The organism is Streptococcus oralis (assembly GCF_001578705.1).
Classification (GTDB): domain Bacteria; phylum Bacillota; class Bacilli; order Lactobacillales; family Streptococcaceae; genus Streptococcus; species Streptococcus oralis_J.
Genome location: NZ_KQ969037.1, coordinates 826944 through 841416, shown reverse-complemented (window position 1 = coordinate 841416; position 14473 = coordinate 826944). Strand labels below are relative to the sequence as shown.

The following is a 14473-nucleotide window of genomic DNA, read 5'->3' as shown; positions in this document are numbered from 1 at the left end:
AAACAAAAAAGCACTCCCGTTTTACAATTGGGAGTGCTTCAATCTTAACTCAATTCAGCAACGATGGCCTTGATTTGTTCTGCAGTGTGTACTCCAGCAACTTGTTTTACCACTTGACCGTCTTTTTTGAAGAGAAGGGTTGGGATAGACATGATTCCAAAGGCACGAGCTGTGTTTGGATTTTCATCAACGTCCATTTTGACGATTTTCAAGACATCTTCTGACAGTTCTTCAGACAATTTATCCAAGATTGGACCTTGCATGCGACATGGACCACACCAAGTTGCCCAGAAGTCTACCAAGACCAAACCGTCTTTTGTTTCTTGTTCAAATGTTGCATCTGTAATTGCTTTTGCCATTGTATTTCTCCTTTTTTAGTTATATTGGCTTAAATCTTGTTTCATGAGATAGAAGAAGACATCTCCATAAGTCCCATGGTAGTCCAAATCATGACCATTGTAAGTTAATTTTTGGACAGTGTAGTAATCCGCGACGCCGATAAGGCAGGCTTGTTGAGAACGTTCAAAGTCTTGATAAGACTCGAAAGTCATAGTTCTCTCTTGTTTGCTGGCGTCTAGGTAGGTAATTTCGATCATATAAAACTCCTTTATTCGATCTTGACTTTATTGTACTCCTTGAAAAGAGGAATGTCAAGAAAAATGATTGCGCACGCAACTTTTTTAAAAAATCTGATTAAGAAATGAAGTCAAGATTCATTTCCAGTCTTTCTTCGATGGCCTTTTGTAGATAAGCCAGAGTTGTTTGTCCTTCGTCAGTCAGGCAGATAAAACTAGCCCGTCTATCCTGATCGCAACATCTGCGACTAAGTAAACCGCAGTTTTTCTCTTCCAGGCGAGCCACCATTCGAGAAACAGCGCTCGGGCTGAGATGGAGTTTATCTGGCAGGTCAATCTGCCGTAAGGACTTTTCACCAGCTAGATTCAGATAGTAGAGCAGATAAAACTCTTTCAAGGTCAACCTTTGTTCACTCTGTTGGGCAATGGTTTCTTCTAACAAGGCTTCTATTTCCTTTTGACGGCGGTTGTAGTCAAACCACTTTTCCAAATAGGTCATTGCTTTCTCCTTTCTTTTCAAAGTAAAAATAGCAAAGTCATTACTGACTGTCTTTGCAACATAAGATGATTGCGCATGCAATGATTATACTACTTTTAGCTAATCCTTGCAAGAAAGAAAAATTTCGATATTTCCTTGAAATTTTCTGAAAAAAGAGTAAACTGGTATGCAAGAATTCTATTTCAAGGAGTTTGAGATGAAGTTATATGTTCAATTAATGATTCTTTTTGTAATTTCCCTTATTGGTGAAGGGATTTCCAGTTTCTTTCATATGCCCATACCAGGCAGTATTATTGGCTTAATCATTCTCTTTCTAGCCCTGCAGTTCAAGTGGCTGAGGACCAGGCATGTCAATATGGTGGGGAATTTTCTGCTGGCTAATATGACCATTCTCTTTTTGCCGCCAGCAGTGGGTATCATGGAAAAGTTTGATGTGATTGCCCCTTATCTCTTGCCTATCGTCTTGATTGTCTTTTTTGCGGCTGTGATTAATATTATCCTCATCGCCCTAGTGGTTCAGTTTATCAAGCGACGGTTTGAGGGAGATTATGAGAAAGGAGATGCCAAATGAGCGAATTTGTATCCAATCCTCTGTTTGGGATTGCATTGTCTATACTAGCTTATCTAGTGGGGATGTTGATTTACAGACGTTTTCCCCATCCATTGACGACGCCTTTGCTTTTGTCAGCTATTTTCATTATCATCTTTCTAAAGGTGACGGGTATTTCTTATCAAGATTATTACCAAGGTGGGGTTTATCTGAACAACTTGATAGTCCCATCGACGGTGGCTTTAGGGATTCCACTTTATAAGAGCTTTCACCTGATGAAGCACCATGCGAGGAGTATTCTCTTTGGTAGTCTGCTAGCAGTAGTTGTCAATACTAGCTTCACTGCCATAGTGGCGAAAATCTTTGGCATGGACTTTTTCCTAGCCATTTCTCTCTTTCCCAAGTCAGTGACAACCGCCATGGCAGTGGGAATCACAGAAAAATTGCAGGGTTTGACGACTGTGACCTTGGTCGTCGTAGTGGCAACTGGGATTTTAACTAGTGTTATTGGACCAACCCTTTTGAAGTGGTTGAAAATTGATGATCCAGTGGCTGTAGGTCTTTCCCTTGGAGGGACAGGTCATGCTGTCGGAACGGGAACGGCCTTTCGATACGGCTCTGTAGCAGGCGCCATGGGTGGCTTGGCTATCGGTGTCACCGGTATTCTCTACGTCTTTGTCAGTCCCATTGTAGCCAGTTTGATATTGAGTTAAAGAAAAACCCAGCTTTCTAGCTGGGCATTTTTTATTGCAAGTTAACCTTGTTTTTCAAGATATAGTAGGTTCCGAGGTAGTAGATAATTGCTAGAATAAAATCTTTGAGGATATCAACGCTAATTAGGAGGTTAAAATCATAATCCATTCGGAAGAAGATAGAAATATAGCCAATCACGATGTTAATCACGATATAGGCTAAAATTCCCATAGCGGTACGATACTCGTTAAATAGTTGACCAATTGAGATACAAAGGTAAATAGATAAAATCCAAGTAATTGAACCGACCAGAAGAGAGAGGGCGTAGAGCCAACCGTAACCGAGATAAGGAGAGATAAATCGATAGAGGAGAGGCAAATCTTTCACTACAGGGGTGAGTGAGAAGATAATAATGATACTCAAGATAAAGACGATATAGCTTAAGATGGACCAGACAAGACCTCCTAAGAGTTTTGCGATGATGATTTGGTGCTCAGAGACAGGCAAGGTCAGGGTCAAGTACCCTTGGCGGTCATAAACACTCCCCTTGAATCTTCGGATGATTAAAAAGATTGTTGCAATCCAAAGAGTGACGCTGAGTCCTCCAAAGACTAGTACTAAAAAGAAGATGAAATAAACAGCATTGTTAGAATTGTAACTCTGGCTAAGGCTACCAAGAAAAGCTCCAATCAAAACCGAAATTGCAAGCACAGCACCGTAGAGAGCTAGATACCATTTGTTAACATTTTTAAATTCATAACGAACTAAATTCCAAAACATAATAATCTCCTTTGTCTAAGCTTTGAACTCCTGGCGGAAGAGCTGGTCAATGGATTCACCTGACTCGTAACGAATATCATCCACATTTCCTTGACGAACAACTTTTCCGTTATTTAGGAAGATGATTTCGTCCAAGATCGGCTCAATATCTGAAATCAAGTGGGTAGAAATCAAGACAGTTGAAGTTGGTGAGTAGTTGTTGATGATGGTGTTCAAGATATAGTCACGGGCAGCTGGATCCACACCACCAATCGGTTCGTCGAGCACGTAGAGACGAGCTTCACGGCTCATAACCAGGATGAGCTGAACCTTTTCCTTGTTTCCTTTTGACAATTTCTTGAGACGACTGTTTTCATCAATGCCAAGATCTGCTAAAAGGTGCTGAGCCCGCTCAAGATTGAAATCTTGGTAGAAAGTTTTAAAGTAGGTCAGTGCTTCTTTGATTTTCATCTGTTCATTCAGATAAGTCGTGTCTGGTAGATAAGAGACAATGGCTTTGGTAGCAGGACTTGGGTCCATGTTGTTAATGAGGACACGACCTTGGTCTGGTTGGAGAAGTCCGTTGATCAGCTTGATCAAGGTTGTTTTTCCAGATCCGTTTGGACCGAGAAGCCCGACGATTTTTCCAGCTGAGATCTCTAGTGAGATATTGTCAAGTGCCGCAGTTGCTCCATATGATTTTGATACATTTTCAAGTGCTAGTAGTGTCATAGTCTTAAACTCCTTTAATATAGTCGCTTAATACATTTGGCAGTTCTTCTTTTTTGTAGCCAAATTGAAGCATGCAAGAGACGAAGTGTTGCAGTTGCTCCTCGGAAAGTTGTTTGCGGGACTGAACGATGAGGTCCAAATCCTCGGTGACAAAACGACCAGTTGTTCGCTTGCTATAAACGAAGCCCTCGCGCTCAAGATCAGACAAAGCGCGCTGAATGGTATTGGGATTGACCCCAGCCTCACTCGCTAGTTCCCTTACGGTTGGGAGCTGTTGGTTGGGTTCCAGTTCATGGGAAACAATCTGTAATTTGATTTTTTCCATAATCTGCAAATAAATGGGTTTTGTATTATCAAATGACCAGGACATCATAGTCTCCTTTCTTTCTCTTTATTGTTCTAATTAAATAATACAATAAAACAAAAAACTTGTCAAGTAAAAATAAGAATTGTTTTGGGAATTGCTCAAAAAATGGTATAATGAAAAGAAAACGACAAGGAGGAAAAGCATGCGTTGTCCAAAATGTGGGGCTACCAAGTCTAGTGTTGTTGATAGTCGACAAGCCGAAGAAGGAAATACCATCCGCCGAAGACGTGAGTGCGACGAGTGTCAGCATCGTTTTACAACCTATGAACGAGTAGAAGAAAGAACGCTGGTTGTCGTCAAAAAAGACGGTACGCGAGAGCAGTTTTCGAGAGATAAAATCTTTAATGGGATTATCCGCTCAGCCCAGAAGCGTCCTGTGTCAAGTGATGAAATCAACATGGTGGTCAATCGTATCGAGCAAAAACTCCGTAGTCGCAGTGAGAATGAGATCCAAAGTGAATATATTGGGTCTTTAGTCATGGAAGAATTGGCGGAGCTGGATGAGATTACCTATGTTCGTTTTGCCAGCGTTTACCGTAGTTTTAAGGATGTGAGTGAGTTGGAGAGTCTGCTCCAGCAGATCACCCAGTCCTCTAAAAAGAAAAAGGAAAAATAAATGAAGCCAAATGACCGTTTTTCTTTTCTAAAGAATAATCGGGTGTCACAAGATACCTCTTCCCTGGTGCAGTGCTACCTCCCGATTATCGGTCAGGAGGCGCTGAGCCTCTATCTATATTCCATAACCTTTTGGGATGGAGGGCAAAAGGAGCATCTCTTTTCCCATATCCTCAACCACTTAAACTTCGGCATGCCTACCTTGCTCCAATCCTTTAAAATTTTATCTGCTTTGGATTTGTTGACTCTTTATCAGAAGGGGGAAGCTTATGAATTGCAGCTTCATTCTCCCCTCTCCAGTCAGGAATTTCTAAGTCATTCTGTCTATAGCAGATTATTAGAGAAAAAGATTGGGGATACAGCTGTTTCTGCTATGAAGCAGGTTCCAAGTGAGGGAGAAGAACTCTCTGTTTCTTTAAGCCAAGTATTTCCAAACCTGACCGAAGAAGTGACTCCAATTGAGTCTAAAATCAAGATGAAAAATGATTTTGACTTGGAACATTTTCAGCGTCTGATGGCTCGAGATGGTTTGCGTTTTGAAAATGAGCAGGCAGATGTTTTGGAATTGTTTGCCATTGCAGATGAAAAAAAATGGACCTGGTTTGAAACCTATCAATTAGCCAAGGCGACAGCGGTGGCTCAGGTTATTTCAGTCAAACGCATGCGTGAAAAGATTGCGCAAAAGCAGGTTTCTTCTGACTTTAGCCCCAAAGAAATGACCATTATCAGGGAAGCCAAAAATAAAACTCCCCTGCACTTTTTAGCGGAAATCAAGCAAACGCGTAAGGGGAACATCACCCAAAGTGAAAGAGAACTTCTTCACCAGATGGCGTCTTTAGGTTTGTTGGACGAAGTCATCAATATCGTCTTACTTTTAACCTTTAACAAGGTTGATTCGGCCAATGTCAATGAAAAATATGCTATGAAAGTTGCCAATGACTATGCTTACCAAAAAATTCGAACAGCAGAAGAAGCCGTGCTTCGGATTCGAGAACGTCAGCAAAAAGGCCAGGAAGTCCAGAAATCGAAAACTAGCTCAACTAAGACAAATGTTCCCAAGTGGAGTAATCCAGAATATAAAAACCAAACCAGCGAGGAAACTCGTTTGGAACTAGAACGTAAAAAACAAGAAATGTTAGCCCGATTAGAAGAAGGAGGAGACTAGATGGAAAGTGTGGGTGACGTAATCAAACGTCAGACAAGTCGTTTTCAGTATCAGGACCTAGTCCAGCAGATTATGAAAGACCCAGATGTAGCGGCTTTTATCCTGAAAGAATCCCTCAGCCCAGAGGAGTTGAATCGTAGCATCTCCAAGTTCAACCAATATATCACAGAGCGGGATAAGTTTCTTCGTGGGGATGCGGACTATATAGCGCGAGGATACAAGCCTATCTTGGTCATGAATCACGGTTATGCGGATGTATCTTATGAAGAAACACCAGAGCTGATCGCGGCTGAAAAAGAGGCGGCCATCAAGAATCGACTGAAGTTGATCAATCTACCAGCAAGTCTCAAGAAAGCGAAATTGGCTCAGATTGACCTAGATGATCTAGGACGGTTGCCAATTTTTGAGAGACTCTATGCCTTTGTTGACCTTTACCCAAGTATCCGAAAAGGTCTCTATCTTTACGGAGATTTTGGTGTCGGTAAGAGTTTCATGATGGCAGCTTTGGCTCACGACCTATCTGAAAAACGTGGCGCTTCAACAACGATTCTCCACTATCCAAGTTTTGTCATTGATGTGAAAAATGCCATCGGTGAAGGATCTGTGAAGACCTTGGTGGATGAGATCAAATTAGCAGAAGTCTTGATCTTGGATGATATTGGTGCAGAACAGTCGACCCCTTGGGTGCGTGATGAGATTCTCCAAGTTATTCTCCAGTATCGCATGCAGGAAGATTTGCCGACCTTCTTTACTTCCAACTTTAATTTCCAAGATTTGGAAAAACATTTTGCCAAAGGAAAGAATGGAAATGATGAGACCTGGGAAGCTAGACGGGTTATGGAACGAATCCGTTATTTGGCTGAGGAAACGAGACTAGAAGGAGAAAATCGCCGATGACAGAAACCATTAAACTGATGAAAACTCATACTTCGGTTCGTCGCTTTAAGGAGCAAGAGATTCCTCAGGCAGACTTGGAAGAGATTTTGACTGCTGGGCAAATGGCGTCATCTTGGAAAAATTTCCAATCCTACTCTGTGATTCTTGTACGTAGTCAGGAGAAAAAAGATGCTCTTTATGAATTGGTTCCGCAGGAAGCCATTCGCCAGTCAGCAGCTTTCCTACTTTTTGTAGGTGACTTGAATCGAGCTGAAAAGGGAGCAAGCCTTCATACGGACACTTTCCAACCTCAAGGGGTAGAAGGTCTCCTTATCACGTCTGTAGACGCGGCGCTTGCTGGGCAAAATACCTTGCTTGCAGCTGAAAGTCTGGGATATAGTGGTGTTATTACCGGTTTGGTCCGTTACAAGTCAGAAGAAGTGGCAGAGCTTTTTAACTTGCCTGACTATACCTATCCCGTTTTTGGGATTGCACTCGGTGTGCCAAATCAACAACATGATGTCAAACCAAGACTGCCTTTGAACCAAGTAGTTTTTGAAGAAGAATACCAAGAACAGCCAGTTGAAGCGATTTTGGACTATGACCAAGTACAGGCAGACTATGCTGGTGCGCGTGCGACGACCTCTTGGAGTCAGCGTTTGGCAGAGCAGTTTGGTCAAGCCGAACCTAGTTCAACTCGGAAGAATCTAGAACAGAAAAAGTTATTGTAGAAAGTGAGAAAACATGGCCTTACCAACTGTTGCCATTGTAGGACGTCCCAATGTTGGGAAATCAACCCTATTTAACCGAATCGCTGGTGAGCGAATCTCAATCGTAGAAGATGTCGAGGGTGTGACACGTGACCGTATCTATGCAACGGGTGAGTGGCTCAACCGTTCTTTCAGTATGATTGATACTGGAGGGATTGACGACGTCGATGCTCCCTTCATGGAGCAAATCAAACACCAGGCAGAAATTGCCATGGAAGAAGCAGATGTTATCGTTTTTGTGGTGTCTGGCAAAGAAGGAATTACGGATGCGGACGAGTACGTGGCTCGCAAACTCTATAAAACCCATAAACCTGTTATCCTTGCCGTTAACAAGGTTGACAACCCTGAGATGCGAAATGATATTTTTGATTTCTATGCGCTAGGATTGGGTGAACCGCTGCCAATTTCGTCCGTTCACGGTATCGGGACAGGGGATGTGCTGGATGCCATTGTGGAAAATTTGCCGCATGAAGTTGAAGAAGAAAATCCAGACGTGATTAAATTCAGCTTGATTGGCCGTCCTAACGTTGGAAAATCAAGTTTGATCAATGCTATTTTGGGAGAAGACCGCGTGATTGCTAGTCCAGTGGCTGGAACAACGCGTGATGCCATTGATACCCATTTTACAGATGCGGATGGTCAAGAGTTTACCATGATTGATACAGCTGGTATGCGTAAGTCTGGTAAAGTCTATGAAAATACAGAGAAATACTCTGTCATGCGTGCCATGCGTGCCATTGACCGTTCTGACGTGGTCTTGATGGTCCTCAATGCAGAAGAAGGAATCCGTGAGTACGACAAGCGTATCGCAGGTTTTGCCCACGAAGCAGGTAAAGGGATGATTATCGTGGTCAACAAGTGGGATACCCTTGAGAAAGACAACCACACCATGAAAAAATGGGAAGAAGATATCCGTGAGCAGTTCCAATATCTGCCTTATGCACCGATTGTCTTTGTATCCGCTCTTACCAAGCAGCGTCTCCATAAACTGCCTGAAATGATCAAGCAAATCAGTGAAAGTCAAAACACGCGTATCCCATCAGCTGTCTTGAATGATGTGATTATGGATGCCATTGCTATCAACCCAACACCGACAGACAAAGGGAAACGCCTCAAGATTTTTTACGCGACCCAAGTGGCAACCAAACCACCAACCTTTGTCATCTTTGTCAATGAAGAAGAACTCATGCACTTCTCTTACCTGCGTTTCTTGGAAAATCAAATTCGTAAGGCCTTTGTCTTTGAGGGGACACCGATTCACTTGATCGCAAGAAAACGGAAATAAACAAGAAGATCTGGGAAGACATTTCCAGATCTTTTTGATAGAATGAAGTCAAAGAAAACGTTATCAAAAAGAGGTGTGTGATGGAAAAATTTTTTATATTATTACTATTATCACCTTACTTTTACTTTTTCCATTGGATTGAGAAGGCGGATAAAGACAGTAAATATTTCGCATTAGTTTATTACTTTTACTGGATTTATCTTTCTCTTTTTGCTGTATTTAGTCTAGCTTTTACCGTTTTTTCATTCTTAATTTTCAATATTGTCTTGAAAAATCCTGCTGATTTAACAATTTGGGGGATAGGGATTCTTTTAGTCTTTTTGTCTCTTGTGAATGACTGGAAAGTCTATGACTGTCTAAAAAGAATGGTCAAGCTGAAACAGAAGAACAAAATGGGGTCAACTATCAATAGCTAGAGTTTATAGGAGGTTCCGAATGCTCAAAATAAAGCAGTTCATTCATCAATACTACAAAACCTACATTCTTACGATTTGCTTGTTATGGATGCTGGTCTTTTGTCTTCCATGGGATTTGCAAATAGGAGGAGTTTCGATTTATTTCTTCATCATGAAAAAACTCTTTGTCGTCTTTGGTGTATTGGCAATCTTTTTCTCAGTACTGACTAAAAAGATGAGTCTCTTCCTCTTTGGAGTGCTATTTTGCATGGCCTTCTGGATCAATTTTTTCCTGATTTTTGGAATTTTGCCAGCTCTGCTTGGCAATTAACTATTTGTGTGAAATGTAGTCCATAAAAAGCCAAGAGACTGACCTAGAAGTTAGCCTCGTTTCCCTGTTGAAACGCGGATTCTTTCTTGAAAAATAATAGTAAATATGCTAAAATTAAAAGAACATTCTAAAATATTCAGAATCTAAAGTAAGGAAAATAATGGCTAATATTTTAAAAACGATTATCGAAAATGATAAAGGAGAACTTCGTCGTCTGGAAAAGATGGCAGACAAGGTTCTCAAATATGAAGATCAGATGGCAACCTTGACGGATGACCAGCTAAAAGCAAAAACAGATGAATTTAAGGAACGTTACAATAAGGGTGAATCGCTGGATTCATTGCTCTATGAGGCTTTTGCAGTAGTACGTGAAGCTGCCAAGCGTGTTCTTGGACTTTTCCCATATAAAGTTCAGGTCATGGGTGGGATTGTCCTCCACCATGGAGATGTGCCAGAAATGCGTACAGGTGAAGGAAAAACCTTGACAGCGACGATGCCTGTATACCTCAACGCTCTAGCAGGTGAGGGGGTTCACGTAGTAACGGTCAACGAGTATCTAACCGAACGTGATGCGACTGAGATGGGTGAATTGTACTCATGGCTTGGTTTGTCAGTAGGGATTAATTTGGCTGCTAAGTCACCAATGGAGAAGAAAGAAGCCTATCTCTGTGATATTACCTACTCAACCAACTCAGAGATTGGTTTCGACTACCTTCGTGACAACATGGTTGTTCGGGCAGAAAACATGGTACAGCGTCCGCTCAACTATGCTTTGGTCGATGAGGTTGACTCGATCTTGATTGATGAGGCTCGTACTCCTTTGATCGTTTCAGGAGCCAATGCTGTGGAAACTAGTCAGCTGTATCATATGGCGGATCACTTTGTCAAATCTTTGGACAAAGATGACTATATCATTGACATCCAGTCTAAGACTATTGGTTTGTCTGATTCAGGGATTGACAAGGCTGAAGGCTACTTCAAACTGGAAAATCTCTACGATATTGAAAATGTGGCTCTTACTCACTTTATCGATAATGCCCTTCGTGCCAACTATATCATGATTCTCGATATTGACTATGTGGTTAGTGAAGAGCAGGAAATCTTGATTGTCGATCAATTTACAGGTCGTACCATGGAAGGTCGTCGTTATTCTGATGGCTTGCACCAGGCGATTGAAGCCAAGGAAGGTGTGCCAATTCAAGACGAAACTAAGACTTCAGCTTCTATTACCTACCAAAACCTCTTCCGTATGTATAAGAAATTGGCAGGTATGACGGGTACTGGTAAAACAGAAGAAGAAGAATTCCGCGAAATCTACAACATTCGTGTCATCCCAATCCCAACCAACCGTCCAATCCAACGTATTGACCACTCAGACCTTCTCTATGCAAGTCTTGATGCAAAATTCAAGGCTGTAGTTGAAGATGTGAAGGCACGTTATCAAAAAGGTCAGCCAGTCTTGGTAGGTACGGTTGCCGTTGAAACCAGTGATTTTCTTTCTAAGAAACTGGTCGAAGCAGGTGTTCCTCACGAAGTCTTGAATGCGAAAAACCACTACAGAGAAGCGCAAATCATCATGAATGCTGGTCAACGTGGCGCAGTTACCATCGCTACCAACATGGCCGGTCGTGGTACTGACATCAAGCTTGGTGAAGGGGTTCGTGAACTTGGTGGACTTTGCGTCATTGGTACAGAACGCCACGAAAGTCGCCGGATCGATAATCAGCTTCGTGGACGTTCAGGACGTCAAGGAGACCCAGGTGAGTCACAATTCTACTTGTCTCTTGAAGATGATTTGATGAAACGTTTCGGTTCAGAACGTTTGAAAGGTATCTTTGAACGACTCAACATGTCTGACGAAGCCATCGAATCCCGTATGTTAACGCGTCAAGTGGAAGCAGCTCAAAAACGCGTTGAGGGGAATAACTACGATACACGTAAACAGGTCCTTCAATACGATGATGTCATGCGTGAACAACGTGAGATTATCTATGCACAGCGTTATGATGTCATTACTGCCGACCGTGATTTGGCACCTGAGATTCATGCTATGATCCGTCGTACCATTGGCCGTATCGTGGATGCACATGCTCGTTCGAAAGAAGATGAAAAACTGGAAGCAATCCTGAACTTTGCTAAGTATAATTTGCTTCCAGAAGATTCAATCAGTCGTTCAGATCTTGCAGGTTTGTCAGACCAAGCTATCAAAGATGAGCTTTTCCAACGTGCCTTGAAAGTCTATGACAGCCAAGTTGCTAAACTTCGTGATGAAGATGCAGTGAAAGAATTCCAGAAGGTCTTGATCCTACGTGTTGTAGACAACAAGTGGACAGACCATATCGATGCTCTTGACCAGTTGCGAAATGCTGTTGGTCTTCGTGGATATGCTCAAAACAACCCGGTTGTAGAATATCAAGCAGAAGGTTTCCGCATGTTTAACGACATGATCGGATCGATTGAGTTCGATGTGACCCGCTTGATGATGAAAGCACAAATCCACGAACAAGAACGTCCTCAAACTGAACACAATATCAGTACAACTGCGACTCGTAATATTGCAGCACAGCAGACTCATCTTCCAGCAGATGTGGACTTGAGCCAAATCAGACGAAATGACCAATGTCCATGTGGATCTGGTAAGAAATTCAAGAACTGTCATGGTAAGAGACAATAATATGTGATAAGATACAGGCGGATACCTGGTGAAAATCATTTTTTACTTGGTGTCCGTTTGCTTTATAAGGAGATGAATCATGGTATTTACAGCTAAAAGTCCTAAAATTAACATTGAAGAAGTTCGTGCCTTGTCTAAATTAGAAGGAGCAGCTCTTGCAAGAAAAAACCAACGTGATCAGGAATTGGAAGCCATCATCCGTGGAGAAGATCAGCGTATTCTTTTGGTCATTGGACCATGTTCATCTGATAATGAAGAGGCAGTCCTCGAGTATGCCAAGCGTCTGTCTGCTTTGCAAGAAGAGGTCAAAGACCGTATTTTTATGGTCATGCGTGTCTATACAGCCAAACCTCGTACCAATGGAGATGGCTATAAGGGCTTGATTCATCAACCAAATGCGACAGAAGCACCTAGCTTGATCAATGGGATCAAGGCTGTTCGTCAGCTCCACTACCGTGTGATTACCGAGACTGGTATGACAACTGCTGACGAAATGCTCTACCCGGAAAATCTTCCTTTGGTGGATGATTTGATTTCTTATATGGCTGTTGGAGCTCGTTCTGTAGAGGATCAACAGCACCGTTTTGTAGCGAGCGGAGCAGACTTTTCAACAGGATTTAAAAATCCAACATCTGGAAATCTCAATGTTATGTTTAACGGGATTTACGCAGCGCAAAATAAACAGAGTTTCCTTTTCCTCGGTAAAGAGGTGGAAACAACAGGGAATCCATTGTCCCACGCCATTCTTCGTGGTGCCTTGAATGAATACGGGAAAAATATTCCCAACTACTACTATGACAATTTGATGGATACCATTGCCCAGTATGAAAAGATGGGCTTGGAAAATCCCTTTATCATCATCGATACCAATCATGATAATTCAGGCAAGCAGTACATGGATCAAATCCGTATCGTTCGTCAGACCTTGATCAACCGTGACTGGAATGAGAAAATCAAGAAATATGTTCGTGGTTTTATGATCGAGTCCTATCTAGAAGATGGACGTCAAAATGAACCAGAGGTTTTTGGTAAGTCCATTACAGATCCGTGTCTAGGATGGGACAACACAGAAGCACTTGTTCGTGAAATTTACCAAACGCTAGGAGAGTAAGATGGCATTTATCGAAAAAGGTCAAGAAATTGACATTGAAGCAATCAAGGCTGCGACCCAGTTGTCACCTGAAGCCTTGCGAAAGAAAGAAGCCCGCGATAGAGAGTTGGCAGCCATCATCTCAGGTGAGGACGACCGAATCCTTTTGGTGATGGGACCTTGCTCTTCGGACAATGAAGAAGCAGTGCTCGAATATGCTCGTCGCTTAGCAGACTTGCAGAAAAAAGTTGCGGATAAAATATTTATCGTGATGCGTGTCTATACGGCTAAACCTCGTACCAATGGAGATGGCTATAAGGGTATGATTCATCAGCCAAATACCAGCGAAGCGCCTAGTCTCATCAATGGTTTGCAGGCTGTTCGTCAACTTCACTACCGTGTGATTACGGAGACTGGTTTGACGACAGCTGATGAGATGCTTTATCCGTCAAATCTCGTTTTGGTAGATGATTTGGTCAGCTACCATGCGGTAGGGGCTCGTTCAGTGGAAGATCAAGAACACCGCTTTGTAGCCTCTGGGATTGATGCTCCGGTTGGGATGAAAAATCCAACATCTGGGAACCTTGGGGTCATGTTTAATGCCATCTATGCGGCTCAAAACAAGCAAACCTTCCTTTACCATGGGCAAGAAGTGGAAACTTCAGGAAATCCCTTGACCCACGTTATCCTTCGTGGCGCCATGAACGAATATGGAAAAAATGAACCGAATTTCTACTATGAAACCCTCTTAAATGCCATCAATCGCTATGAGACTATGGGGCTTGAAAATCCCTTCATTATCATCGATACCAATCATGACAATTCAGGTAAGCAGTATATGGAACAAATTCGCATTGTTCGCCAAGCCTTGCTGAATCGTGACTGGAATGAAAAGATTAAAAAGACGGTTCGAGGCTTTATGATCGAATCTTACCTAGCAGATGGCCGCCAAAATCAACCAGAGGTCTTTGGTTGCTCCATTACTGACCCTTGTCTAGGTTGGGAGAATACAGTAGCCTTGGTAGAAGAAATTTATACTACCTTAACAAAATAAGTGAAAAGGATGGAGTTGGGGGAATCTCAGCTCCTTTTATGAG

Annotated in this window: 18 protein-coding genes; 12 read left to right on the top strand and 6 right to left on the bottom strand. The window is 42.3% G+C overall.

The annotated features are described in order from the left end of the window. Window positions 1–44 precede the first annotated feature (44 nt). From trxA to SORDD05_RS04235, 3 genes are all read right to left on the bottom strand, one after another. Window positions 45–359 (bottom strand): thioredoxin, encoded by a 315-nt coding sequence (gene trxA, locus SORDD05_RS04245; protein WP_001029581.1) that lies wholly within the window; start codon window positions 357–359, stop codon window positions 45–47. 15 nt (window positions 360–374) lie between these two features. Then, on the bottom strand, window positions 375–596 hold the full coding sequence (locus SORDD05_RS04240; RefSeq protein ID WP_000570264.1) for a DUF4649 family protein: 222 nt from the start codon (window positions 594–596) through the stop codon (window positions 375–377). A gap of 97 nt (window positions 597–693) precedes the next feature. Continuing rightward, the gene (locus SORDD05_RS04235; RefSeq protein ID WP_061417218.1) at window positions 694–1074 is read right to left on the bottom strand and encodes a MarR family winged helix-turn-helix transcriptional regulator; all 381 of its coding nucleotides are present in this window, start codon (window positions 1072–1074) and stop codon (window positions 694–696) included. A gap of 196 nt (window positions 1075–1270) precedes the next feature. Between SORDD05_RS04235 and SORDD05_RS04230 the strand changes: the two genes are divergently transcribed. Next, window positions 1271–1645: a CidA/LrgA family protein gene (locus SORDD05_RS04230; RefSeq protein ID WP_061417825.1), complete on the top strand. Its 375-nt coding sequence runs from the start codon at window positions 1271–1273 to the stop codon at window positions 1643–1645. Further along, window positions 1642–2337, top strand: a complete 696-nt coding sequence (locus tag SORDD05_RS04225) for an LrgB family protein (protein WP_001288937.1) — start codon at window positions 1642–1644, stop codon at window positions 2335–2337. Before SORDD05_RS04230 ends, SORDD05_RS04225 begins: the two co-directional genes overlap by 4 nt. Before the next feature lie 31 nt (window positions 2338–2368). Here SORDD05_RS04225 and SORDD05_RS04220 read toward each other — a convergent pair whose 3' ends face one another. From SORDD05_RS04220 to SORDD05_RS04210, 3 genes are read right to left on the bottom strand one after another with little or no spacing between them, the layout of a single operon-like run. Continuing rightward, window positions 2369–3097: a hypothetical protein gene (locus tag SORDD05_RS04220; RefSeq protein WP_061417216.1), complete on the bottom strand. Its 729-nt coding sequence runs from the start codon at window positions 3095–3097 to the stop codon at window positions 2369–2371. Between the two features lie 15 nt (window positions 3098–3112). Continuing rightward, window positions 3113–3808, bottom strand: a complete 696-nt coding sequence (locus SORDD05_RS04215; protein ID WP_061417214.1) for an ABC transporter ATP-binding protein — start codon at window positions 3806–3808, stop codon at window positions 3113–3115. A 4-nt stretch (window positions 3809–3812) separates the two neighbouring features. After that, window positions 3813–4178 (bottom strand): GntR family transcriptional regulator, encoded by a 366-nt coding sequence (locus tag SORDD05_RS04210; protein WP_000119122.1) that lies wholly within the window; start codon window positions 4176–4178, stop codon window positions 3813–3815. Between the two features lie 139 nt (window positions 4179–4317). Between SORDD05_RS04210 and nrdR the strand changes: the two genes are divergently transcribed. The 10 genes from nrdR (at window position 4318) to SORDD05_RS04160 (ending at window position 14430) form a co-directional block, all read left to right on the top strand. Next, a complete protein-coding gene (gene nrdR, locus SORDD05_RS04205; RefSeq protein ID WP_001203678.1) occupies window positions 4318–4791 on the top strand; it encodes a transcriptional regulator NrdR in 474 nt (157 codons plus the stop codon). Then, complete coding sequence (locus SORDD05_RS04200; RefSeq protein ID WP_061417213.1) at window positions 4792–5955, top strand: DnaD domain protein; 1164 nt, start codon at window positions 4792–4794, stop codon at window positions 5953–5955. Next, complete coding sequence (dnaI, locus tag SORDD05_RS04195; RefSeq protein ID WP_061417212.1) at window positions 5956–6852, top strand: primosomal protein DnaI; 897 nt, start codon at window positions 5956–5958, stop codon at window positions 6850–6852. Beyond that, the gene (locus SORDD05_RS04190; RefSeq protein WP_061417211.1) at window positions 6849–7562 is read left to right on the top strand and encodes an NADPH-dependent oxidoreductase; all 714 of its coding nucleotides are present in this window, start codon (window positions 6849–6851) and stop codon (window positions 7560–7562) included. Before dnaI ends, SORDD05_RS04190 begins: the two co-directional genes overlap by 4 nt. Window positions 7563–7575: 13 nt before the next feature. Beyond that, complete coding sequence (der, locus tag SORDD05_RS04185) at window positions 7576–8886, top strand: ribosome biogenesis GTPase Der (RefSeq protein WP_061417210.1); 1311 nt, start codon at window positions 7576–7578, stop codon at window positions 8884–8886. Between the two features lie 77 nt (window positions 8887–8963). After that, on the top strand, window positions 8964–9302 hold the full coding sequence (locus tag SORDD05_RS04180; protein ID WP_081102453.1) for a hypothetical protein: 339 nt from the start codon (window positions 8964–8966) through the stop codon (window positions 9300–9302). A 19-nt stretch (window positions 9303–9321) separates the two neighbouring features. After that, window positions 9322–9612, top strand: coding sequence for a hypothetical protein (locus tag SORDD05_RS04175; RefSeq protein WP_061417208.1), 291 nt, complete (start codon window positions 9322–9324; stop codon window positions 9610–9612). A gap of 160 nt (window positions 9613–9772) precedes the next feature. Further along, window positions 9773–12286 (top strand): preprotein translocase subunit SecA, encoded by a 2514-nt coding sequence (gene secA, locus SORDD05_RS04170; protein WP_061417207.1) that lies wholly within the window; start codon window positions 9773–9775, stop codon window positions 12284–12286. Between the two features lie 79 nt (window positions 12287–12365). Continuing rightward, complete coding sequence (locus SORDD05_RS04165) at window positions 12366–13397, top strand: 3-deoxy-7-phosphoheptulonate synthase (protein WP_000232182.1); 1032 nt, start codon at window positions 12366–12368, stop codon at window positions 13395–13397. Between the two features lies 1 nt (window position 13398). Beyond that, entirely contained in the window at window positions 13399–14430 is a 1032-nt protein-coding gene (locus tag SORDD05_RS04160) for a 3-deoxy-7-phosphoheptulonate synthase (RefSeq protein ID WP_061417206.1), read from the top strand. Window positions 14431–14473: the final 43 nt, after the last annotated feature.